General features: G+C 34.7%; 16 protein-coding genes. 13 read left to right on the top strand and 3 right to left on the bottom strand.

Going from position 1 to position 24,924, the window contains the following annotated elements; genetic code table 11:
• Window positions 1–398: 398 nt before the first annotated feature.
• From CN601_RS04765 to CN601_RS04750, 4 genes are all read left to right on the top strand, one after another.
• Window positions 399–1,643: a helix-turn-helix domain-containing protein gene (locus CN601_RS04765; protein ID WP_098117320.1), complete on the top strand. Its 1,245-nt coding sequence runs from the start codon at window positions 399–401 to the stop codon at window positions 1,641–1,643.
• Between the two features lie 258 nt (window positions 1,644–1,901).
• Window positions 1,902–6,071 carry a S8 family serine peptidase gene (locus CN601_RS27840; RefSeq protein ID WP_098170275.1) on the top strand — a complete coding sequence of 1,390 codons (4,170 nt, stop codon included), beginning with the start codon at window positions 1,902–1,904 and terminating at the stop codon, window positions 6,069–6,071.
• 730 nt (window positions 6,072–6,801) lie between these two features.
• Window positions 6,802–8,220 (top strand): amino acid permease, encoded by a 1,419-nt coding sequence (locus tag CN601_RS04755; protein WP_098170274.1) that lies wholly within the window; start codon window positions 6,802–6,804, stop codon window positions 8,218–8,220.
• Window positions 8,221–8,274: 54 nt separating this feature from the next.
• The gene (locus CN601_RS04750) at window positions 8,275–9,420 is read left to right on the top strand and encodes a Glu/Leu/Phe/Val family dehydrogenase (protein WP_098170273.1); all 1,146 of its coding nucleotides are present in this window, start codon (window positions 8,275–8,277) and stop codon (window positions 9,418–9,420) included.
• 82 nt (window positions 9,421–9,502) lie between these two features.
• On the opposite strand, the gene CN601_RS26495 is transcribed toward CN601_RS04750, so the two are convergent.
• Entirely contained in the window at window positions 9,503–9,766 is a 264-nt protein-coding gene (locus tag CN601_RS26495) for a hypothetical protein (protein ID WP_179865439.1), read from the bottom strand.
• A gap of 266 nt (window positions 9,767–10,032) precedes the next feature.
• On the opposite strand from CN601_RS26495, the gene CN601_RS04740 reads away from it, so the two are divergent.
• From CN601_RS04740 to CN601_RS04725, 4 genes are all read left to right on the top strand, one after another.
• A complete protein-coding gene (locus tag CN601_RS04740) occupies window positions 10,033–11,217 on the top strand; it encodes a CaiB/BaiF CoA transferase family protein (protein ID WP_098170271.1) in 1,185 nt (394 codons plus the stop codon).
• A gap of 12 nt (window positions 11,218–11,229) precedes the next feature.
• A complete protein-coding gene (locus CN601_RS04735) occupies window positions 11,230–12,447 on the top strand; it encodes an acyl-CoA dehydrogenase family protein (protein WP_098170270.1) in 1,218 nt (405 codons plus the stop codon).
• Window positions 12,448–12,520: 73 nt separating this feature from the next.
• Complete coding sequence (locus tag CN601_RS04730; protein WP_098170269.1) at window positions 12,521–14,179, top strand: thiamine pyrophosphate-dependent enzyme; 1,659 nt, start codon at window positions 12,521–12,523, stop codon at window positions 14,177–14,179.
• 58 nt (window positions 14,180–14,237) lie between these two features.
• Window positions 14,238–15,680 carry an aldehyde dehydrogenase family protein gene (locus tag CN601_RS04725; protein ID WP_098170268.1) on the top strand — a complete coding sequence of 481 codons (1,443 nt, stop codon included), beginning with the start codon at window positions 14,238–14,240 and terminating at the stop codon, window positions 15,678–15,680.
• Between the two features lie 574 nt (window positions 15,681–16,254).
• Here CN601_RS04725 and CN601_RS04720 read toward each other — a convergent pair.
• Entirely contained in the window at window positions 16,255–17,637 is a 1,383-nt protein-coding gene (locus CN601_RS04720) for a sigma-54 interaction domain-containing protein (RefSeq protein ID WP_257131609.1), read from the bottom strand.
• Window positions 17,638–17,878: 241 nt separating this feature from the next.
• On the opposite strand from CN601_RS04720, the gene CN601_RS04715 reads away from it, so the two are divergent.
• From CN601_RS04715 to CN601_RS04695, 5 genes are all read left to right on the top strand, one after another.
• On the top strand, window positions 17,879–18,907 hold the full coding sequence (locus CN601_RS04715; protein WP_098170266.1) for an aromatic ring-hydroxylating oxygenase subunit alpha: 1,029 nt from the start codon (window positions 17,879–17,881) through the stop codon (window positions 18,905–18,907).
• Window positions 18,908–19,135: 228 nt separating this feature from the next.
• Window positions 19,136–19,327 (top strand): DUF3311 domain-containing protein, encoded by a 192-nt coding sequence (locus CN601_RS04710; protein WP_098121502.1) that lies wholly within the window; start codon window positions 19,136–19,138, stop codon window positions 19,325–19,327.
• Window positions 19,327–20,817 carry a sodium:solute symporter family protein gene (locus CN601_RS04705; RefSeq protein WP_098170265.1) on the top strand — a complete coding sequence of 497 codons (1,491 nt, stop codon included), beginning with the start codon at window positions 19,327–19,329 and terminating at the stop codon, window positions 20,815–20,817. The genes CN601_RS04710 and CN601_RS04705 overlap by 1 nt, the downstream gene beginning before the upstream one ends.
• A 33-nt stretch (window positions 20,818–20,850) precedes the next feature.
• Window positions 20,851–22,839, top strand: a complete 1,989-nt coding sequence (locus CN601_RS04700) for an oxidoreductase (protein WP_098170264.1) — start codon at window positions 20,851–20,853, stop codon at window positions 22,837–22,839.
• A gap of 294 nt (window positions 22,840–23,133) precedes the next feature.
• Window positions 23,134–23,814 carry an LbetaH domain-containing protein gene (locus tag CN601_RS04695; protein ID WP_098121499.1) on the top strand — a complete coding sequence of 227 codons (681 nt, stop codon included), beginning with the start codon at window positions 23,134–23,136 and terminating at the stop codon, window positions 23,812–23,814.
• Between the two features lie 117 nt (window positions 23,815–23,931).
• On the opposite strand, the gene CN601_RS04690 is transcribed toward CN601_RS04695, so the two are convergent.
• A complete protein-coding gene (locus tag CN601_RS04690; RefSeq protein WP_098121498.1) occupies window positions 23,932–24,822 on the bottom strand; it encodes a LysR family transcriptional regulator in 891 nt (296 codons plus the stop codon).
• Window positions 24,823–24,924 lie beyond the last annotated feature (102 nt).

Here is a 24,924-nt window from a genome sequence, read left to right as displayed (position 1 = left end):
TTTCAACTTGATTAAAAATTTTCAGAAAACTTTCATTTTTTAATTTTCAAAAAATTCTCATGGGAGTAATGTTAATATCTAATTTTGGAGATTACAAAGGGGGTTTCTTTAGGTACAAACTACCTGTTTTTATTGAGGAAATTATATGATGGAGATTTTTTTTATCTGTTTTCATTAAATCTAGGTTAGAAAGTATCAAAATTTATTGGGGTTTTATTCTAACATTTTAAATAGATTTTAAGGAAGTATATTTTTACCAATTGATAGAAATAGCAATTATCATTGATAACATTAAAAACTATGATTTAAAATACGTAGTATAAATATTAATTTAATAGAATTAGGGGTAGTTAAACTATTTAAGTATACTAATGCGGAAAAAACAAGGGGGGGACAACATGATCCAAGGGAAAATAATAAAGTTTTACCGTGAACTTCAAGGTTTAAGGCAAGCAGACTTAGGGAATCAAATTTGTTCTAGTACGCATATTAGCAAAATTGAACGTGGTATAACAGAAGTATCTGAAGAAACAATCAAATTGTTAGCTAAAAAACTTGATATAAACATGCATGATGAAATCGAAACGTACTATAAATTGAATTCAGTTTTAAAAGAATGGCATGAAGCAATAATCTTAAAACTAAATTCAAAAGCAACAAGCATGAAAGCCAAGTTAGAAGGAATCTCGCTATTGAAAATCCAAGATTTTTATCGTTTTTACACACTGGTTTTAACTAGATATTATTTATTAATTGGTGAAAAAAATCTTGCTAAAGCTTTGATTGAAGAGATGAATTGTTGGCAAGAACTTTCACCTTATGATCAAAATATGCTATATCATATTAAGGGGAAGTTTTATCTTGACTATCAGGGTGAATATAAACGAGCGATTTCTTATTTAAAGAGAATTGATCTAACCTACTACAATAATCCGGAATATTATTTTGATCTAGCTGTTGCCTATATGTGTATGAATTCGCATGTGCTTGCGTATCATTACGCTAATAAAGCATTACAATTTTTTACGAATGAGAACAGCTTTAATCGCATTCTTGAAACTGAAATGTTAATGTTGATTCAAGTTGAACAAGAAGAAATTTTTGATACAAAAGATTCAGGGTATCCAAGATTAATTGAAATGGCTGAAAGTCTAGGTTTAAATGATCAAAAAGCTAAATTGCTTCATAATTATGCTTACCAACAATTTCGTAATGGTTCATATAAACAAGCATTCGATTATTATAGTCAGTCCTTAAAATTACGTGATAAATCACATCCTCATTATCTAGTAACCTTAGAAGGATATTTAAATACAGCTTCAAAACTAGGTCTACAATCTAATATAGACTTGATTAAAACTGCAAAGAAAGGGCTCGCTTTAGCAAATAAATCAAACGATGCTATGTATTTACACTATTTTCAGTTACATGTCTTTAAAATTCAAAATTTAATAGAAGAATACTACCAATATTTAGAGACAGTTGCATATCCGTTTTTTAAGGAGAAAGGCTATGGTCTTGCAACTGAGAATTATGAAATTAAATTGTTCGATTATTATTTAAAAAGAGGAGATATCGAGCGCGCTAATCAGTTCACACACTCAATAGTAGATCGATATCGAAAAAACAGTGAGCTTGTTTAAAGTTAATAAATAGAAGCCTTGTATTTAATATAAGGCTTTTTATGGTTTGTATAGGAGATTTTAATGTAAAAACCCCATTTATTAACAAGCATTCGTCATCTTTCCTTCATTTATTTCACCTAGTAGTAAAGTTTTCAGAGTGAATAACCCCCATTGCTGTGTAAATCTACAGAGATTAAGATAATTTCAGAAAGATTTTTCTGAATATTTAGAAATGGAAATTTCTCTCTACATACATGATTTACTAGGAGGAAGAAAATGGGGAAGAATCGTCAAAAACATAAAACTGTAAAGAGTTTAACAGTTTTAGCTTTATCTACTTGTTTCGTTTTTGGTTCATTTGGTCAAGCAACATTAGTCTCACAAGCAAAGAGTAACTCCAAAGTAGAAGATATTCTCGGGAATTTATCATCTTCACAAAGAGCAGCTCTACATCAATTATCAACGACGGATGAAACAGGGCTCAAAGTTTCACCTGATATTAATTTAGCATCAACAGCTCAAACGCCTGTCATTGTTGAATTCACTAATAAACCAGCAAAAGTTGCTCAAATAGAAGCGAGTCTAGAAGGTAATAGTTTAACGGAAGCAAAAGCATCTAGTTTAGTTGAAAGTGATCATGAAGAGTTTAAAAAAGATATTGAGAAGTTAAAATCCAATAATAAAAAATTGGATTTTAAAATTAAACGTACATATAAAAATGCTTTTAATGGTGTGTCAATGAGTTTACCGGCAAATCAAATTAATGAGCTGTTAAAGTCTAAAGTTGTAAAGAAGATATGGAGTAATCAAACATTTACGATTAATCCACCTCCAGAAGAAGACAAAAGTGGTGAATTGAAAGCAGACGAAGCTAAAGTTGGGAATTACTCACCTTACGACGGATTAGATCGCTTACATGCTGAAGGTTATACAGGAAAGGGTATAAAGATTGGGATATTAGATACTGGTATTGATTATAACCATCCTGATTTAAAGGACGCTTATAAAGGTGGTTATGATTTTATTGACAATGATAACGATCCGATGGAGACAACCTATGAAGACTGGAAAAAATCAGGGGAACCAGAATTTGATGGTACATCAGCTTATTATACCGAGCATGGTACCCATGTAGCTGGTATAATTGCTGGTCAAGGAGTAGCAAATAGTGAATATAAAAAAGTTGGAGTAGCCCCAGATGCAGACATTTATTCTTATCGTGTACTTGGTCCTTATGGGGGTGGTGATAGCGATGGAATAATAGCTGCAATTGATAAAGCTGTAAGCGATGGCATGGATGTTATCAATATGTCTTTAGGTGCAACGATTAATGATCCATTATTTCCAACGTCAGTAGCTGTAAATAATGCAGTAATTAGTGGCGTGACTACAGTAGTTGCTGCGGGAAATAGTGGTGATAGCTTGTATTCACTCGGGGCACCTGGTACATCAGCATTAGCTTTAACAGTAGGGGCTTCATCAGTAGCAATTGATTTATATCAATACTCAGGTGTTAACAACAATAAAAATTACTTATTAAGACAAATGGCTCAAAATTATTTAGATGACTTAACATCATTAAAAGGTAAAACATATCAACTTGTAGATGTTGGTTTAGGAAACACCTATAATTTTACTGGAAAAGATGTTAAAGGGAAGATTGCCTTTATAAAGCGGGGTTCTATTGCATTAATGGATAAAATTAAAAATGCAAAAGCAAATGGTGCTGCTGGCGTAATTATGTATAATGATGAAGCAAATAAAGCAGAAGGAACAATCAAGGAATTATTAGGAGAGTCCATGGACGCAATCCCTTCTTTTTCAATAACGTACGAAGATGGTTTAGCCATTTCTAATGCAATTAAAGAAGGAAAATCAGATTTTACATTTGGTGATTTTTCAAAGTTACAAACGGCATCAGATGAATTAGCTAGCTTTAGTTCAAGAGGTCCATCTCGTATTAATTATGATATTAAACCAGAAGTGACTGCACCAGGGGTATCAATTCTTTCAACAGTTCCATATTATATTAATGATAAAACAGCGGATGGTACAAAAGCACAGGATTATCAATTTGCTTATGAACGTTTATCGGGTACATCAATGGCTACACCTTATGTTGCAGGAGTATCGGCTTTACTACTTCAATCAAATAAGGGTCTCTCTCCGTCTGATGTGAAGTCGATTTTGATGAATACAGCTGACCCGTTGTCAAAAGCATATAGTGTATTTGAAGTTGGCAGTGGCAGAGTAGATGCATATGAAGCTATTCACTCAAATGTGGAATTAGTAGTAAAGGATAAAACACCTAGCATTATTAATGGAAAACAAAAATTAATCGATGAAGACACAGGTGGAATGAGCTTTGGATCTTTCGGATTTAATGACCAAGCCATTTCTGATTCAAGAACTGTTACACTTAAAAACAGAAGCGAAAAGGCGAAGACATTTAGTATAAATGTTAAGTTTCAAACTGATCAAAGAGGATCAAAAGATGCTGCTTTAAATAATGTATCGTTAGTAGGGCCAAGTTCAATTAAATTAAATGGAATTAGTCAAAAATCGATTAAGTTTAACTTAAACATTCCAAAAACGGCAGACAAAGGGACTTATGAAGGATATGTGGTATTTACTAATAATGAAGATCCAACAGAGCAATATCAAATTCCGTTTGGTGTGCGCGTAGTAAACGAGGGGATTTCAACATTTAAAGTGGAAAATCCGCTATTTTCAACTGGCTACACATGGCCAGAGACAATGTATCCATTTCTCGGTTTCTCATTTGAATTAAAGTCTCATATGAAGACTTTAGATGTAGTAATACAAGATCCAATTACTGGACAAGACCTTGGATTAATAGGATCATTTGATACTTTACAATTAAATGAAAATCAATCTTATTTTATCCCAAGAGGGTTTGATGGTAATTATTATCCATTTACAGGCGATCCAAAAAATCCTATTAGTAGTGAAGCTGAAACAATACAAACTGGACATTATAAATTAAGATTAGTCGGGACTAATGAAAGTGGAAAAGTATTCTCAGCAGCTTCAGATTTCTTATACGAACTTGGTGCACCGACAATGACCAGTAGTTTTGATCAGTTAGACCAAAAAGTAATTGAATACAATGATCGTCAATTAGATTCAAACGGACAATTTTTATATGATTTTACTATTAATGTCCAAGATCCAGAAGTTGAAGAGGCAAATCGTATAGGTATTCCTGTTGATCAATCTAGTAATTCAGTTGTATCGTTTTATGGTGGATTTCCAGCAAATCCAATCAACACAGATAAAGACGGAAATTATGAAGATCAAATTTTAGTTAACAGTCAATTTCAACCATTACAAGTCCAATTTTATGGTATGGACGCTGCGAAGAATCCTTCTGCGGACGCGTCAAATATGTTAAAGGTCGTTTTCGTAAAAGATACGTACCCATATTATTATTTAAAGGCAAATAAACAAAGTATCACAACGGGGGACACGGTTAATTATAGTGTGCGTTCAAATAATATTAAAAACTTAAAAACTACTAAAATTTCGTTACCAGTATTTACAGATCAAGCTAGCATTGAGAATGTGACTGTAAATGATGAGGTGAAAAAATATGGGGCAGCCAAAGTCACCGTAGCAACTAGTCCAACAAACTGGCCAAATGTACAACAATTTACATTTACTTTTAATTATGAAGGTACTAAATCACTTCCTGAGGATTTACAGTTATTTAATTTCGATGTAAAGACATTAAATAAATATACGGTAAGTACTCCATTCTCATGGCATCTGATTAATTCTACGACAATCGATCAATCGAATGTTGAGACCTCAGATGTTTACACTTATATGGATGGTTATAAAAATAATCAAACAGTATCAATGTTAGAAGGTTCTTTACAAGTAGAGGGCGCTTATGACCCTACGACTGGTCAATTAAATAATGATTTAGACCAAAGAATGATTGATGCAAAAGTTACTGTTAGTTCATACGACGAAAAATCAATTGTTGAAGTACCAATAACAAATAATAATGGTGCATTCGAAGCAAATGGTTTTAATGCTGATAAAAATGATTACACTGTAAGAGTAGATGTTCCTGGACATTTTACATTATACAAACAAGTAAATTTATCAAATGAAGTGCGCGGTAAGTTAGTAGGAAAAGATCTACAAGTTAATATGCCAATTGCTGCAGCTGGTGATGTAAATAAAGATAATGTAATTGATATTTTGGATGCGTTAGCTGTCCAAACATATTGGGGTACAAATAAAGCCTCTGCAGACTTTAACTTTGATAAAGTAGTAGATAAAAAGGATATGGATTTTATTATTAAAAACTTCGGATTACAAAACAAAACTGTTCAAGATGTACCGAAAGCGAAGACTTCTTATAAAGGTGCAACGTTAGACAGTATATTGGAAATGTTGGGATTAAGTAAATAGAAAGACATTTTAATAATAGGTACAGCAAAAGACTCATGGAATAATTCATGAGTCTTTTTTATTGATCATCGTAAACGAAAGGAGTGATGACTTAATTTACAAAAATCAAATATAAAATCAAGGTTAAAATATCCTAATAAACTCTTGGGAGGGATGACATAGCTTTTGTAGAATTTTATCTATTTATGGCATGATGTGAAAATGGAGAAAAAAGGAGAAATATTTCATTTTAGGAAAATCACTACTTAAAAAAAGTAATTGAGTCTAAAATAAATAAATTGAGTAGATTTTAAAATTAATCAGTAGGTAATAGATGAATGGAATGGTTTTTCTATTGATTTCATTATGTTTTTTTTGTTGGCATGAAATTTGCTTAATGATTAGTAAGGAGAGATAAGTTCTACTCATTTGTTCCTGTAAGAGATGGACGGAAATAGGAGGTGCTTTAGAGGACAAATTTCATATTACTTATTCACTCGTCTAGAATTTTGTTTAAAAATGTAATTAAGTGGAAGATAAATATCAAAAAATGAGACAATCCTCTATTTTACTTTTTATGAGAATTCTATGGCCATTAAGCTCATCTGTTCTTTGTTTAGTTTCTGTAGTATTTTTAGAGATTATTAGAAAATGTAAAGGTTTACAAAAGTTTATGCTATTTTAGTAGATATATTTTTCTATTATTTCGTTTTATTTTTTCTGAATATTCTAAAATAAAAGGTGGGTCAATATGGAATCTAATAATGAAAAAGGGCAGTTACAACGTTCCATGAAAAGTAGGCATTTGTTTATGATTTCACTCGGAGGAGTAATCGGTACAGGTTTATTTTTAGGTTCAGGTCTTACGATTAATCAAGCTGGTCCAGGTGGAGCAGTTGTTGCGTATTTATTTGGTGGATTGGTGATGTATCTTGTAATGGTTTGTTTAGGTGAACTATCCGTCTCGATGCCAGTAACGGGTTCATTTAAGACTTATGCTACTAAATATATTGGTCCTGGTACAGGATTTACGATTGGCTGGATGTATTGGCTTAGTTGGGCAACAACTGTTGGTTTGGAATTTACCGCAGCTGGGATGTTGATGAAAAGATGGTTTCCTCATGTACCTGTCTGGGTTTGGTGTCTTGTGTTTATCATTCTTTTGTTATCCTTAAATATTCTTAGTGTAAAGGGCTACGCTGAAACAGAGTTTTGGTTTGCAGGGATTAAAGTATTTGCTGTTATAGCGTTTATTCTAATTGGAGCGGCTGCCATTTTTGGGTTTGGTAGTAAAGGTCATTCAGCCCCGATGTTTACTAATTTTACAAATGATGGTGGACTTTTTCCACATGGCTTTTCATCAATATTTACTAGTATGATGGCGGTTGTTTTTGCATTTCAAGGCGCAGAAGTTGTTGGAATTGCAGCCGGTGAAAGCGAAAAGCCAGAAAAGACTCTTCCAAAAGCAATTCGTAGTATCATTTTTCGTGTATTGATTTTTTACGTGTTAGCAATCTTGGTCTTAGCAGCTTTAATTCCATGGAGGCATGCTGGTGTAGTTGAGAGTCCATTTGTAGCAGTTTTTGACAGCGTAGGGATCCCTTATGCTGCTGATATTATGAATCTTGTTATTTTAACGGCACTCCTTTCAGTAGGAAATTCTGGATTATATGTTTGTTCTCGAATGCTTTGGTCACTTTCCAAAAATGGTATGGCACCTGCTGCATTAGGTAAAGTGAATTCCCGTGGTGTTCCGGCTAATGCAGTACTGTTCAGTCTTTTGTTTGCTTTAGTATCATTACTAACAAGTGTAGTATCTGCAGAGACTTTGTTTGTAGTCTTGCTTTCTGCAACTGGACTAGCAGGTACACTCAGCTGGATGGCAATTGCATTATCTCAATTCAATTTTAGAAGACAATACATTAAAAATGGTGGAGATGTTAAAGATTTAAAGTACAAAGTTCGTCTATTTCCATTAGTTCCTATTTTATGTCTTGTTCTATGCGGAATTTCTATTTTATTTATGGCTTATGATCCGGCACAACGTTCATCCCTGTACGGTGGATTAGGGTTCATGGGTGTAAGTTATCTTTATTACTTTATACGTCATGGAAGACATAAAAATAAAGTTGGCATTAAACAAGATCATGGAGAAGTACCTGTACAATAAAAAAGAAACTGTAGAATGAATTTACTAAAAATTAATTAAAGGAGCTGGAAAACTATGAAAAAACCTTACCTAGTAGTTGAATGGAATGATAGTGAGACAGATGCAAAAGGGTGGTTGGTAGTACATAACTTTGTCAAAGGGTATGCAGGTGGAGGAACACGAATGCATCCGACAGTGACTAGAGAAGAAGTAGAACGTTTGGCAGAGGCAATGGCCTATAAATATATGGCTTCAGAAAGTGTCACTACAGGTGGTTGTAAAGCTGGAATTGCATATGATTATAAAGCTCCGGATGCGTATGAAGTATTAAGAAGATTTTTAATTGCAATGATGCCATATGTAGAAGCGGGAGTATCTTTAGGAAGCGATTTAGGTACGAAATATGAGGACGTACTAAGGGTATTTGATGAATTCAACGTAGGAATCCCTTTAACTAAATCGATGAAGGAAAATGCAAGTGTTCAAAATCGAATTAAAGATTTTAATAACTTGCTAGCTTCTAAAATAGATTGTTTCCTTCTAAACGATGCAGTAACAGGCTACGGTGTTGCATATTGTGCAGATGAAGCGTGGAAGTTTAAAGGGAAAAATAAAGATGCGAAAGTAGTTATCCAAGGATTTGGTTGTGTAGGAGCAAGTTGTGCGTTGAAGTTATCACAGTTAGGCTATAAAATCGTCGGCATTTCGGATGCAAATCTACTTGTTACTTGTGAAGAAGGATTAGATGTTCAAAAATTAATTGACCATAAAAATTCACACGGAGAAATGAATCAGGCGTTTTTTGAACCAAATTATGTGGTAAGAACTAACTCTGAATGGCTTGATGTAGATTGTGATATTTTGATTCCTGCAGCTTTAGAGGACGTAATTAATGTATCAAATGCCAATAAAGTAAAGGCGAGTTTAATTGTAGAGGCTGCAAACATTCCAATCTCTGCTGAAGGTGACAAGATCATCAAACAAAGAGGTATTGATGTGGTTAATGATTTTGTAGCGAATTTAGGAGCAATTAGATTTTATGATGCAGTTATTTTTGAATTAGTGAAACCTGATCCTCAGGCAGTAATAGATGATATTGAAAGATTAAGCAGAAAAAATACGTTTAACTTATTTAATGAAGCTAAAAAGCAAAATCGTTATCAAAGAGAGATTGCTTGCGAACTGTTTGAGCCAACTGTTCGAGATTTGATTGAGTGTTAAACTAACAAAATTAAAAATCAGTAAGGTTTTAGAAAAGGGGTTTCTCATATATTGGGACACCCCTTTTCTATTTGGATGGGTTTTAAATACGAACAAAATATGAACTATATTGATAAAGTTGTGAACTTCGTTGATATAATGCTGATTCTCGTTGATATAATGCTGATTCTCGTTGATATAATGCTGATTCTCGTTGATATAGTGCTGTTTCTCGTTGATATAGTGCTGATTCTCGTTGATATAATGCTGATTCTCGTTGATATAATGCTGTTTCTTGTCGATATAATGCTGATTCTCGTTGAAATAATACAGTTTCTCGCTGAAATACCTTTTTTGATAGTCCCACTTTCAACCCGAATGTTATTAATGAGTTAATTTTGACAGTTTTGAGTGAATTTTAGGTTTATTTTTCTCTATTTAGGACTGTAATTACTATCTACATTGGAGTTTTGAAGTTGGCATGGGTTTTGCATTATGAAAGATATAAAGAAAATGAGGGACAATCTATCTCTTTAATTTTCTAAATAAAGCTACTACAGAAGTGGTACCCATTTAATTGTCTAGTAGAAACTAGTAAATTAGCGGAGGAAAAGAGATGAAGAGGTGATCAAATTGCCGGGGGCATTACATGGTGTCAAAATTATTGATTTAACTAGAGTACTAGCTGGTCCCTTTTGTACGATGATCCTAGGTGATCTCGGGGCTGAGGTAATCAAAGTTGAAAGTATTAGCAGTGGGGATGAAACAAGGGGTTGGGGGCCTCCTTTTGTTGAAGGAGAAAGCGCGTATTATTTATGTGCTAATCGAAATAAGCAAGGTATAACTTTAAATCTGAAGAATGACAAAGGTAAAGAAGTTTTAAAAAAGCTTATCTCAGAAGCGGATGTTGTCGTCCAAAATTTTAAACCTGGGACATTAGCAAAACTTGGTTTTTCATATGAAGAAATGAAGGAGATTAAAGAAGATATTATTCTTGCATCAATTAGTGGGTTTGGTAGCAAAGGACCTAATTCTTCACTTCCTGGATATGATTATATCATTCAGGCGATGTCTGGTTTAATGAGCATTACTGGAGAGAAGGATGCCGAGCCAACAAAAGTGGGAGTTGCCATATCAGATGTTTTAACGGGGTTATTTACATGTGTTGGAATTCTTGCCTCTCTGCAGCATCGCAATCGTACAGGCGAAGGACAAGAAATTGATATTTCACTATTTGACTCTCAATTAGCTGCTTTAGTTAATGTGGCTAGCAACTATTTATGTAGTGGAGCTGTTCCTGAGCGATTAGGGAATTATCATCCTAATATTGTTCCTTATCAAGTTTTTTCGGCTAGCGATGGTGAGATGGTGATCGCAGTTGGAAATGACAATCAGTTTAATCGATTCGCGTCACTGATTGAAGAACCGATTTTATTAGACGAATCTTATCGAACAAATTCTAGTCGATTACAGCATCGAAAACAAATTGAAGAATTAATTTCAAATAAAATAAAAACAAAAACTAAAGATGAATGGAAAGTCCTTTTAGATAAAAATGGAATTCCAAATGGACCTATTTATAACGTAAGTGAGGCCTTACAGTCTGAACAGGCTAGATCAAGGGATATGGTTCTAGAAGTAAATCATCCAACCGTAAAGGATCTAAGGTTAGTTGGTTCACCTCTAAAATTATCAAAAACACCAGTCGAAGTTTTAAGACATCCACCACTGCATGGGGAACATACTGAGGAAGTAATAAGTAAACTTGGTTATTCTCAATTAGAAATAGAAGAAATGAAGCAAAATAATACAATTTGAGGAGGAAATAAAATGAATTTTTCATTAACAGAAGAACAAAGTAGTGTAAGAAAGGTAGTTAGATCATTTGTAGATCGTGAAATTATACCGTTCATTAAGGAATGGGATGAAAAAGGACATTTTGAAGTAAATATTTTAAAACGTCTTGCTGAGTTAGATCTAATGGGCGTATGTATCCCTGAACAATATGGCGGAGTTGGAATGGATTATAATACTTTAGCAATCATCTGCGAGGAATTAGAGCGAGGCGATACAGCTTTCCGTACTGCTGTTTCAGTACATACCGGATTAAATAGCATGACATTATTGCAATGGGGAAGTGAAGAGCAAAAGAAAAAATATCTTGTTCCTCAAGCACAAGGGAAGAAAATTGGGGCATTTGGATTAACTGAGCCAAATGCAGGTTCTGATGTAGTTGCAATGTCTACAACGGCGGTAAAAGATGGGGATGGTTATATTTTAAACGGTTCAAAAACATGGATTTCTCTATGTGATGTAGCTGATCATTTCTTAATTTTTGCAAAAACAAATCATGACTTAAAGCATCATGGCATTTCTTGTTTTATTGTAGAACGTACTTTTGAAGGAGTTTCTACAAAAGCGATTAAAGGGAAAATGGGAATTAGAGCAGGAAATACTGGAGAAGTATTTTTAGATGATGTAAGAGTACCTGCTGAAAACTTATTAGGATTCGAAGGTGAAGGATTTAAAATTGCAATGTCTGCGCTTGATAATGGAAGATTTACTGTTGCAGCCGGTGCTTGTGGATTAATTCAGGCATCACTTGAAGCTAGCGTAAAATATTGTAATGAGCGAAAAACATTTGGTAAAGAAATCGGAAAACATCAATTAGTACAACAAATGATCGCTAAAATGTCTTCAAATCTTGAAATCTCACGTCTATTAGTCTATAAAGCTGGTTGGTTAAAAAATAATGGAAAACGTAACACTAGAGAAACTTCACTAGCAAAATGGATTTCTTGTAACGCAGCAAATGAAGCAGCAAATGATGCAGTGCAAATTCATGGTGCATATGGATTTTCAAATGAGTTCCCGGTAGAGCGTTATTTAAGAAACTCAAAAGCTCCAGTAATTTATGAAGGAACAAGAGAGGTTCATACAATTATGCAAGCTGAATATGACCTTGGTTATAGAGAAGATAAGGTTTTAAGAAAGATGCTCCCAGCTTGGCCATTTGAAGAGGTTAATGTAGAGACTGTTAAAGCTTAATAAAAAATACAACTAGCTAATAGATAGCTAGTTGTATAGGAAGACTTTGCATAGTAGAAGGGAGTGCTGAGCAATGAAAATCAGTGGAGGAAAAGCTGTAGTCAATGTTATGGCAAAGGAAGGGGTAAGAAAGGTTTTTTGTGTACCTGGTGAGAGTTATCTAGGAGTAATGGATGCGTTATATGAGCATCCAGATATTAACTTGATTTCAGCCAGACACGAAGGTGGAGCTTCATTTATGGCAGAAGGCTATGCGAAAGCATCAGGTGAAGTAGGTGTCTGTATGGCAACTCGTGGAGTAGGAGCTTCGAACTTGGCGATTGGCATTCATACTGCCAGCCAAGATTCTACACCTCTAGTTGCGCTGATTGGACAAGTGGAACGCCCATTTAAAGAAAAGGAAGCATTTCAAGAAGTTAATCTAGTCGGGATGTTTAGTCATTTGTGCAAATGGACAGTAGAGATTGATCAAGTAGAACGAATTCCAGAGCTCTTACACCGCGCATTTCATATTGCACGTTCAGGTCGTCCTGGTCCTGTGTTAGTTGCACTGCCTCATGACATGCTAGAAGACACGGCCGAAATGGTCGAGATTCCAGTTTATCAATCTCTGCCAACTAGACCAAATAAAGAGAGTGTTCATCAAGTAGTAGAGATGATTCAAAATGCAAAACGTCCGATTCTTATAGCAGGTGGGGGCGTCATCCGATCGCATGCTGTTCCTTTACTAGTTAACTTTGCTGAAACGTTACAAATTCCTGTTGTTACTGCATTCCGTCGTTTTGATGCGTTTCCAAACTCACATCCCTGTTATGCAGGTTGGTTAGGCTTTGGAACACCGAAGTATTTACTTGAAGCGATCGACAATGCAGACGTGGTGATTGCACTAGGTACAAGATTTTCCCAAGTAGGAACGCAGGATTATTCTTTACTTTCTGGAAAAGGGAAACTAATTCATATTGATATTTCCGAGGAGGTATTCGGAAAAGTTTACGCTCCTACATTGGCAGTTACAGCAGATGCTAAAGCCTTTTTAGAGGAAGCAGTAGCAGTTGCGTTAAATACAACGTTATCTTCAGATGAAATGCGAGTAGAAAAGCTACATAACGAATATATAAACTTTTCAAAAGCGAAGGAAGATTACACAGATGAATACGTAGACATGGATGGTTTTATGTATGATATCATCTCGCATCTTCCAAAAGATACGATTATTACGAATGACGCAGGGAACTTCTTTGGTTGGCTTTCTCGATATTATCGCTTTGAGCATGAAAATACATATGTCGGACCAACATCTGGAGCAATGGGATATGGGCTACCTGCTGCGATTGGTGCAAAACTCGCACAGCCACATAAAACAGTTGTTTCCTTCTCAGGAGATGGAGGTTTCATGATGACACTGCAGGAAATCGAAACAGCAGTACGCTACAACATTCCGGTCATCTCAATTGTCGTGAACAATAATTTGTATGGAACTATTCGTACACATCAAGAAAAGCATTTTCCAGATCGAGTAATTGGAACAGAATTGACAAACCCGAATTTTGCAGAGCTTGCCAAATTATTTGGTGCATACGGTCAGAAGGTTGAAAAAAATGCTGATTTTGCACCTGCACTGCAAAGGGCATTATCGTCAGGCCGTCCAGCTGTGATCGAGGTAGTAACAAATCCGAAAATTTTATCTGTTAGTCAAGATAAGTCTAAAGAGAATTTACTTTATAGCAAATAAAGTAGATTGCTAGCAATTGGCATTATTAGTTAAAAATAATCTAATTGGGGGAAATGACATGCGTTTTGCAAATTATATTAATGGACAATGGAAACAACCTACTTTAGGAGAATATCGAGAAAATACTAGCCCTCATGATGGTGAGTCATTAGGCGAATTTCCATCAAGTACTGAGGAGGATACACGAGAAGCCATTCTTGCAGCCAAAACGGCATTTCAGTCATGGAAGAAACTTTCTTATCAACAGCGAGCTTCGTACCTTCAAAAAGCAGCAGACATATTAAAAGCAAAAGTCCAAGAAGTAGGAAGTGATCTAGCTCTAGAAGAAGGAAAAACATTAGCCGAGGGAATCGGCGAAACACAGCGTGCTATTAGCATCTTTGAATACTTTGCAGGAGAAGCTAGACAGCCAGTTGGAGAAGTGATTCCTTCTGGAAATACAAATACATTCTTATATACGACTCGTACACCAATCGGGCCAATTGGACTGATTACTCCTTGGAATTTTCCAATCGCAATCCCTGTATGGAAAATGGCCCCAGCACTTGTGTATGGTAATACGGTCGTTATCAAACCAGCGGATCTGACACCGAAATCAGTCTATCATGTCATAAAAGCACTTGATGAAGCTGGGATTCCTTCGGGAGTTGTGAACTGTGTATTTGGTAGAGGGTCAGTCGTTGGAACTGAATTAGTTGAACATCCATATATTAAAGCGATTTCGTTTACAGGCTCAAATCAAGTTGGAAATCAGATTCAGCAGAAGGCTTCAGCAAAAGGTAAGAAGGTTCAAATGGAATTAGGTGGAAAAAATCCGCTTATTGTTCTTGCCGATGCAGATATCGAAAAAGCAGTTGAAATAGCTGTGAGCGGTGCTTTTAGATCGACGGGTCAAAAGTGTACAGCAACGAGTAGGGTCATTGTGGAAGAATCGATTTACGAAACATTTCGTGACCGACTTGTAGAACGTACAAAGACATTAAAAGTCGGCAATCCACTTGATGACGATACATTTGTTGGGCCAGCTGTATCTCAATCGCAACTCGATACCGTACTTGCGATGATTGAAGCAGGTAAGGATGAAGCAACATTATTATATGGTGGTGAAGTTCCAGCTGAAAATGACCTGAAAAATGGTTTCTATGTACAACCTACCATCTTTGAAAATGTCTCCACAGATGCTCGTATTGCTCGAGAGGAAATTTTCGGACCAGTTATCGCGCTTTTTAAAGTGAAAAATTATGAAGAAGCGGTAGATATGGCGAATGATACAGAATATGGCTTAAGCGCGGCAATTTGTACAAACAATTTTACGGTCGCACAGCGCTTCGTTGAAGACATTGATGTTGGACTAGTGCACGTAAACAACGAAACAGCAGGATCAGAGCCACAAGTACCATTTGGTGGCTGCAAAAGTTCAAGTACTGGTTCACGTGAACAAGGAAAGACAGCAATCGATTTTTATACACAGGTCAAAACAGTCTATATGGACCAAATGTAATTGGTTTAAAGTGAAAAATACCCGGCTATGTATCGGGTATTTTTTAGATTGTTGAAAAATGAGTTTGTGAACCCCTTATGAGTAACAGTTTTTCAGAAATGAGTCCTTTTAGTTACTCATGGACCCTCTATGAGTAACAGTTTTACAGAAATGAGCCTTTTTAGTTACTCATGAACCCTCTATGAGTAACAGTTTTTCAAAAATGAGCCCTTTTAGTTACTCATGAACCCTCTATGAGTAACAGTTTTTCAGAAATGAGCCTTTTTAGTTACTCATGAACCCTTTATGAGTAACAGTTTTACAGAAATGAGCCCTTTTAGTTACTCATGTACCCTCTATGAGTAATAGTTTTTCAGAAAAGAGCTAATTTAGTTACTCATGAACGCTTTATGAGTAACAGCTTTTCAAAAATGAGCCTTTTTAGTTACCCATGAACCCTCTATGAGTAACTTAAATTCATATTTCTGCCTTATTACTTACTCATGAGTTACCCCAATTCATTTTTCAATATTAACTAGGATTTATTTCAACACGCAGAAAAAATACCCGGCCATGTACCGGGTATTTTTTATTATTAATTATAGAAGTCTAATTCACTACAATACTTCCGAACTAGTCTTGCGGCTTTTGACTGACTAATATCTAGATCCTCAGCTACTTTTCTTGTATTCCTATATTTTGTATAAGAATTAATTACAATGTTTTTCTCAACTTCTTCTAGTGAAGCTAGAAGCGAACAGTCGCTAATCACTTCAGTGCCTGAACTGTCTTTTTTGTTTTCGATTAATAGGTCTGTTAAATCCTCGACTTTTATAATGCCATCACTTGTTACGACGAGGCTTTCAAGCATATTTTCTAATTGTCGTATATTTCCAGGCCATGAATAGTTGTAAAAAGTATTCAAAGCTTCTTCAGAAATAATCGTATTTAAGTGATGCTTTCGATTAAATTCAGATAGAAAATGATAGGTTAGTGGAATGATATCTTCTTTTCTTTCTCGTAATGGTGGAATTTTTATATTAACGACATGAAGTCGATAATATAAGTCTTCTCTGAATTCCTTGTTTTGTACCATTTCATATAAGTTTCGATTTGTCGCTGAAAGGATACGGATATTTACTTTTTTAGCTTGTTTGCCACCAATTGGCATAAATTCAAATTCTTGAATGACTTTTAGAAGCTTTGCTTGAACTTTTGGTGAGATATCGCCAATCTCATCTAAAAATACGGTTCCCCCATCTGCAAGCTCTAAAAGTCCTTGCTTGCCACCTTTTGTTGCCCCGGTAAACGCTCCATCTCTATATCCAAATAGTTCTGACTCTAGTAGCTCTTCTGGAATAGTTGCACAGTTTAAAGATAAAAAAGGAGCTTTACTTCGATTGCTCTTTTGATGGATATATTTAGCGATTACTCCTTTTCCTGTACCAGATTCACCTTGAATTAATACAGTTGCATCTACTTTAGCAACCTTTTCACAAACCTTAACAATATTACTCATTTCCTTGTTATTCGTAATGATATTATTTTTATAAATTGCTGCTTGTTCAGCTTCATTTATTTCCTGTTCATCAGGTATGTATAAATCTTTATAGCTTGCATCTTGTGAAGATGTGATAATTAGCTCAATTTCTTGTTTATCATTTAGTAAAGGAATGGCTGTTGTAATAATTTCTTTTCCAACATAACTTATTTGTTTCATTATGACTGTTTTCTTTTCTTTGAATAAGCGCGGGAGAATAAGCGGTTTCCAATATTCTTTTGAAATTAAGTCATCATTTGATTTTCCTACTACATCCTTTAGTTTGATCCCATAATGTCTTTCACAAGCTTTGTTCATATACACAATACGGGCATCCTTATCAAGTACATAAAATTCATTAGGAGAATTGTCCAATATTTTTTGTAGGATCTCATTACTAATCTCAATTTTTATTTTGTCATTTGTTGTATTTGCCAAAACGTAAACCTCCTCTAAAAACATTGTTAGTCAAAAAATAGTTTGTTGAGTTAAAATTGACTGAATTGAGTAAATTATAAGATAATTACTCTAGTTTGAAAATAGATAAATAGTGTTATCTCCTTTCATACAACGAATCCAAAAATTGGCATAAATCTTGCAAGAGTTAATTAATAAAGGCTGGATTTAGTTTAAGGTGAAATCCAACTAATCATTACTGCTAAAAGGAGGAATCATTATTATGTCTACAAAGGAAACGCAAACTTTACAAACGTCATTGCCGTATAAAAATTATGTTAGCCAAGAGGTATTCGACACTGAAAGAAAAAAGATTTTCAGTAATAATTGGATTTTCGTAGGTCATACTAGTCAGGTTAAAAAAGTTGGTGATTATTTCACTTTTGAGGTTGCTGGAGAATCTATTTTAGTAACACATGCTAATGATGGTAAAATACGCGCATTTTATAATATTTGCCCACATCGTGGTACAAAGGTGGAGCAAAGTGAATCAGGAAATAAAAAAATTCTGCAATGTATTTATCATGGTTGGACCTTTAAGTTGGATGGGCATGTAAATCGTGCACCAAACTTTAAAAATATCGATTTAGGAGAATATAACTGTTTGAAGTATATTCAATTAGAAGTACATCGATCGATGATATTTGTAAATTTAAATAAGAATGCGGCAGCATTTTCTGTTGAATACGGGGAGTTAGTAAACGAACTAAGTCGTTACCCTTTTATGGATTCATTACAATTAGTAAAAGAAAACCGCCGTTTGATTAAAGCGAATTGGAAAGCTGTCGTTGATAATTTCTTAGAATGCGATCATTGTCCAGTTGCACATCCATCATTTTCGAAAACATTTGATCTATCGAATTACAGCATCGTTCCTTGTGATAAATTCTCTTACCAATGTTCAAATGTAAAGAACCAGGAGGAAAGCTTAACACGTTTCTACTGGATCTGGCCTAATATGATGTTGAGTGTATATTCTGGTAGTGGAAATATGACGACAACACAACTAATTCCTATTGATGCAAACCAAACAATGGCAGTATATCGCTATTTCTTTATAAATGAAGAAATTTCGAAAGAAGAAGAGGAAATGATTAAATTTGTTGATCAAGTGAGAGAAGAGGATTTTGATTTAGTGGAATTATTGCAATCGGGTTTACATTCTAATGCATTTGAAAATGGTATTTATTCACCTACAGAGAATGCGATGCAACATTTTCACGAGATGATTAAAGAAGCAATCGAGTTATAATAGAGTTTTTGTAGAATGTAAAAATGATAGATACCTATTTGGTAACTAATTTCAGATAATAAGACGTTTTAAAAAGCTAAGTATTTATAGTTTACCGATCGATCATACTCGGCTTTTCTTTTTTGGTTCGATATTTTGAAAACGTTTTATTTATAGCTATTATCTTAATCTATCAAAAGTATTTTTCATATTTATCTAGTCTCACGTAAAAGAAGGAGAGGGTATCAAATGAAAAAATTACTGTACATATTAAGTGCAATACCAGCTATTGGATCGCTCACAGTTATTAATAAAGTTGAGCCATATGTTCTTGGAATGCCATTTGTTCTCTTTTGGACGATTTTATGGGTTTTTCTAACATCGATATTTTTATTAATTGTGAATAAACTAGATCCTGCTAATAAAGGGGGCGAGCAATAGTGAATTCCGCACTGATCATAATTCTTGGCTTTTTAGCTTTATCTATTTGGTTAGGTTTACAAGCACGGAAAGGTAAAGAGATGACTTTTGAGCAGTGGTCAATTGGTGGACGAGGCTTTGGTTCTCTTTTTGTTTTTCTCTTACTGGCAGGAGAAATGTTTACGACATTTACATTTATGGGGGCATCGGGTAGTGCTTACTCGTTTGGAATGCCGGCAGTGTATGCCTTTAATGCTTTTTATTTTATTGTAGCTTATTGGCTGTTACCTCCAGTTTGGAAGTATGCAAAAGAAAATAATGTTGTGTCACAATCTGATTTTTATACGAAAAAGTATAATAGTTCAGCACTAGGAGTTCTTGTTTCAGTCATTAGTATTATTTCGATTATTCCTTATTTAACAATGCAGTTAAAAGGGTTAGGTATTATTGTTTCAGAGGCTTCATACGGAAAAATCCCGCAGAGTATTGCGATTACAATTGCTGTAATTGCGATCACAATTTATGTAACAGTTTCAGGGATCCATGGTTCAGCTTGGACAGCTGTTATTAAAGATACGCTAATTTTATTTGTTGTCATCTTCGTAGGGATTTATTTTCCTGTACATTATTACGGTGGCTTTCATCCAATGTTTGAGGCAATTCAAACTGCTAAACCTGATTTGATGCTATTTCCTGAAAAGGGTTTAAGTGTCTCTTGGTTTATTACAACTAGTATTATGTTAGCTCTATCATTCTATATGTTTCCACATATGCTCATGGGGATATTCTCTTCAAAGAGTGCAAAAGCACTTCGTTGGAATGCAGCATTTATGCCAATCTATCAAATTATCATAGTCTTTTCTTTATTTGTTGGATTCGCTGCTATTCTTCAAGTTCCATCATTAAAAGGTGGAGACGTAGATTTAGCCCTATTTAAACTCGCTAAGATTTCGTTTGATCCTTGGTTTGTAGGGGTTATTGGCGCAGCAGGAGCTTTAGCTGCACTAATACCAAGTTCATTAGTCTTAACATCTGCTGCTACGATTTTATCTAAAAATGTTTATAAAGCAATGAAACCTAATACAACAGATGATCAACTTATTAAACTAACTCGAGTTTTAGTACCGTTACTTGCACTAGTAACACTGTATTTTACGTTAAACGGTGGCGATACAATCATGACACTCTACATAATGGCATACAGCTTTATGGCGCAGTTGTTTCCAGCATTGTATTTTAGTCTTTGGAAAAAAAATCCGGTAACAGTTCAAGGAGCGGCTGCCGGTATCATAATCGGAGTTGCAGCTGTTACGTATTCCACAACAACTGGCACAACGTTAGCAACACTGTTTCCATCGTTTCCTCATGTCATACAAGATATTGATGTTGGTTTAATTGTAATGGTTATCAATTTTGCTGTAACGCTAGTAGTAAGTAGAGTGACAAGAAAGACTAAATTTGTAACAGAAAAGAACGATCGAGTGCTTACTAATTTTCGAGAAAATGTATAAAGGTGTATTTTAGGAGAAAGGAAGTGGTCAATTTTGACTCAATTTAAGCACCTATTCTCAAAAGTGACAATTGGAAATACTGAACTTAATAATAGAACTTTATCGACAGCACATCAAACTAATTACGTAGAAAATGGCATTCCCACTCCTGAAATGACTGCCTATCATGTTGCTCGTGCGAAGGGTGGAGCTGGACTAATTATTCTTGAAGCAGCTGCAGTTCACTCATCGGGCATGCTTACTTCACATACGATTGCAGGGTTTGATGAAAAAGTGATACCAGCATACGCTGAAATCGCAAAACAACTTCATCAAAATGGTACGAAAGTTTTTAGTCAACTATTTCATGGTGGAAGAGAAGTAGTATCAAGCGATTATCGTAATGCTGCTTGGGCACCTTCTTCGGAGCCAAGTTTTCGATTTGGGATAATGCCTAGACCAATGAATATTGATGAAATTAAAGATGTGATAAAGGGATATGCTCATTCAGCCCTAATAGCTAAAAAAGCTGGTCTCGATGGAGTAGAAGTTTGTTGTTCCCATGGCTATTTACCAGCTCAATTTTGGTCAAGCCATACGAACTATCGAACTGACGAATACGGTGGAACCTTCGAAAACCGAATGCGCTTTATTGTAGAAATAGTACAAAGTATTTGGGAAGAAGTTGGCGAAGATTTTACTGTAGGTATTCGAATGAGTGCAGATGAAATGACAATGGACGGAACGAATATAACAGATGCGGTGAAAATCGTTGAGCATTTAGTTGAAAATGTTCGAGTAGATTTTATAAATGTAACATCTGGTGACTCAAGTACATACGCAGGATCGACTCATATCGTTCCACCTTCTCCAATCAAACATGCATATAATTCTGCCCATTCATTTAAAATTCGGATGGCTGGCGCTGTTCCAGTTTTTGTCGGATCCCGAATTATAGACCCGATGGAAGCAGATAAAATAGTAGGTTCAGGTAAAGCGGATGTAGTCGGTATGACACGAGCTTTAATCGTTGATCCTGAATTACCGAATAAAGCAATGAGAGGAGACCTACATTCAATTGATGCATGTTTAGGATGTATACAAGCTTGCATTGGTCACTACTCTAAAGGACTTCCAATTGGATGCGTGCAAAATCCGATGGCAGGTAAAGAAAAAGAATTATTACCACTAGTCCAAAGCGTAAGAGTAAAACAAAAAGTACTTGTCATAGGTGCAGGACCTGCTGGATTACATGCTGCTTTAACTGCTGATGGTGAAGGGCATGAAGTGATATTGGTTGAACAGAGTGATGAGATTGGCGGATTACTAAGAAAGATGAGAAAGGCTCCTATGCGTCATGAAGTAGCTGAAACGATGTTAGACAATTATATTAGAAAGCTATCTAATAGTAAGATTGATGTTCAACTTGGTAAGAAAATTACACTTGAGAAAATATCAGAGATTAAGCCAGATGTGATTATTTGTGCTGTAGGTTCTAGACCATACTATCCACATGTGGAAGGCATCGGTGATCCAAGAATCATAACAGTTGATGACCTTTTCAGCGGAAACTCGATACAAATGGGCAAACGTGTATTAGTCTTTGATTTAATCGGCGATTGGCCAGGTATCGAAGCAGCTATCCACTTGAAGGAAAAAAATCACGATGTTACTTTGTTTTCTGCTAAAGTACACATTGGAAAAGAATTACATTCATATTTAGTAAATGAATATTTAAAGAGACTATATCAATTAAAAGTAGATGTTCGCCCACATTTTGATTTTGGTGGTATTCATAATAATCAAGTCAAATTAAGAAATCTTTTTACTCATGAGACGGAACTTATAGACGAGTGGGATACAATTGTACTTGCAATGGGACGCGTTCCAAATTATGAGCTATATGAACAAGTGAAACATATGGCACCAGTCGTTAGACAAATAGGGGACTGTCTTGCTCCGCGTACAATTGAAGAAGCAACGTACGAAGGATTGACATCGGCTCTTGAAATAGGAGTTGTTTCTTCTGGGGTACACGTTTAAGTAATATAGACTTAAAAAAGAGCTGTCTCAAAAGTAATGAGGCAGCTCTTTTTTATTTTCAGCATGAGTGAAGTATTACGAACAAATTATGTCTTTTGTTGATAAAGTTGTGAACTTTATTGATATAGTCATTATTTTTGTTGATAAAATAACGGAATTTGTTGATTTAGCTTAGAGTTTTGTTGATAAACCTTTTGGATGAATTGCATCTTCCAGCTAAGATAAACCGTTCTTCACCAATTCTTCTAGCATAAAAAATTTTAGTGCCAATAAGATTATAAATGAGGTGATGACGTGGGTAATAAAAAAGAAACTAACTCCTCTGTTGATAATGATTCGTGTTGTTTTGAACCGTTTATTAGTCCCAACCCTATTACTTCATTTAATCCTGTTCAACATTTTCCTACTATTGATCAAACAGCTTTTATCAGTCAGTTTTCTAGTGTGATTGGTGATGTTACGATTAAAAACAATGTTTATGTTGCGCCTAATGTAAGCATACGTGCGGATGAAGGGACCCCGTTTTATATAGGCTCCAAAACGAATATTCAAGATGGGGTAGTTTTGCATGGATTATTAAATAAAAGAATTACAGTCGATAAAAAAAAGTATTCGATCTTCATTGGAGATGAAGTGTCAGTTGCTCATGGTGCACTAATTCACGGACCTTGTTATATTGCGGACAAAGTATTTGTTGGCTTTAATTCCATCATTTATACTGCAATTGTAGGAAAAGGCGCGTTTATTTCATATAATGCTGTCGTAACAAATGGTGTTCGGATTGCACCAAATAAGTTCGTACCACCCGGAGCTAATATTGATACTCAAGAAAAAGCGGATTCACTTTCTAATGTACCAAAAGATAGTAAGGAGTTTGCAGCTGAAGTTCAACGAGTCAATCAGGAATTCCCGGCATCATATCATCTGTTATTTGGGAAAAATCGTTGCTCATGTGGTTTGGCTTGTGAGCATTAATATATTTTTGAATACTTAAAGGCTGATTTTCTAAGGTATCTTCTACCTTAGAAATCAGCTTTTTTCAGTTATTACCCCATATTTTTTTCTATAGTAATCATCTTCTTAATGATCTACCTATTTGTTAAATTCATTTTTTAATTGATTTATATATTTTTTATCATCAGATGACAGAGGAGGATATTTATTTGTTACAAATCCTACATAAAAGGGCCGGTGATAAGGATTAATTAGTTCGATCGATTTAACTTCACCAGTTTGGATCAGTGGTTCATTTTGGATAACGAAGTCAGTGCCAATTGTTATTGCAATATTTTCTTTGACTGCGCTTCTAATACTGTCGATATTATTTGTTGAAAATAAAATTTCTGTTTTGTTTTTTAAAAACTCATCATAATACCATCTAATGTTTTGTTCATCATGAATGACAAATGTTTCGTTTGATAAATCCTCTATTGTTATTTGCTTACATTCAGCGAGCGGGTGCTTTTTACTTACGCATATTTTGATTTTAACCTCTTGAATAATATCAAAAACCATTTCTTTATTTGTTTTTAGTAACTTGTCATAAATCCAAATTAAGCCAAAGCGTGCATTTTTTTGTTTTACATCATTTATAATTTCTTGTGTTGTTTTGCCATTAACTTCTATTTTTGTGTTTGGATTTTCGGATTTAATTAGTTTAATTAAATTGACGATATAATGCATTAATCCAGGTACAGAAGCGATCGTAATCTCTTTTTGTAATTCATTTTTTTTGAGTGCTAGCTCTTTTAATTTTTCAGCATGTGCCAAAACATTTACGGATTTTTCAATTAGTTTTTCTCCTTCAGGTGTGGGGATTGTTCCATGACGCAAACGAGTAAAAATTTTAAAGCCGAATTCTTCCTCTAAATTGTTTATGGCCTGAGATATTGCAGAAACTGAAATATGTAATTTTTTCGCAGACATTGAGAGTGAGTTAGTTTTTGAGACATCAACTATATAAGCTAAATGGTCTAAATTCATTTGTTTACTCCTTAAGAAATCGTTAATCTTAATTTAAGTATAATTAAATATATTTTAACCTATTTTAATTTTATAATAATTTTTGGGGCAATTTTTTAATTG

The organism is Bacillus sp. AFS017336 (assembly GCF_002555445.1).
Lineage (GTDB): Bacteria > Bacillota > Bacilli > Bacillales > Bacillaceae_G > Gottfriedia.
The sequence above is the reverse complement of the archived record's forward strand: the minus strand, read 5'-3'. Positions and strand labels throughout refer to the sequence as shown.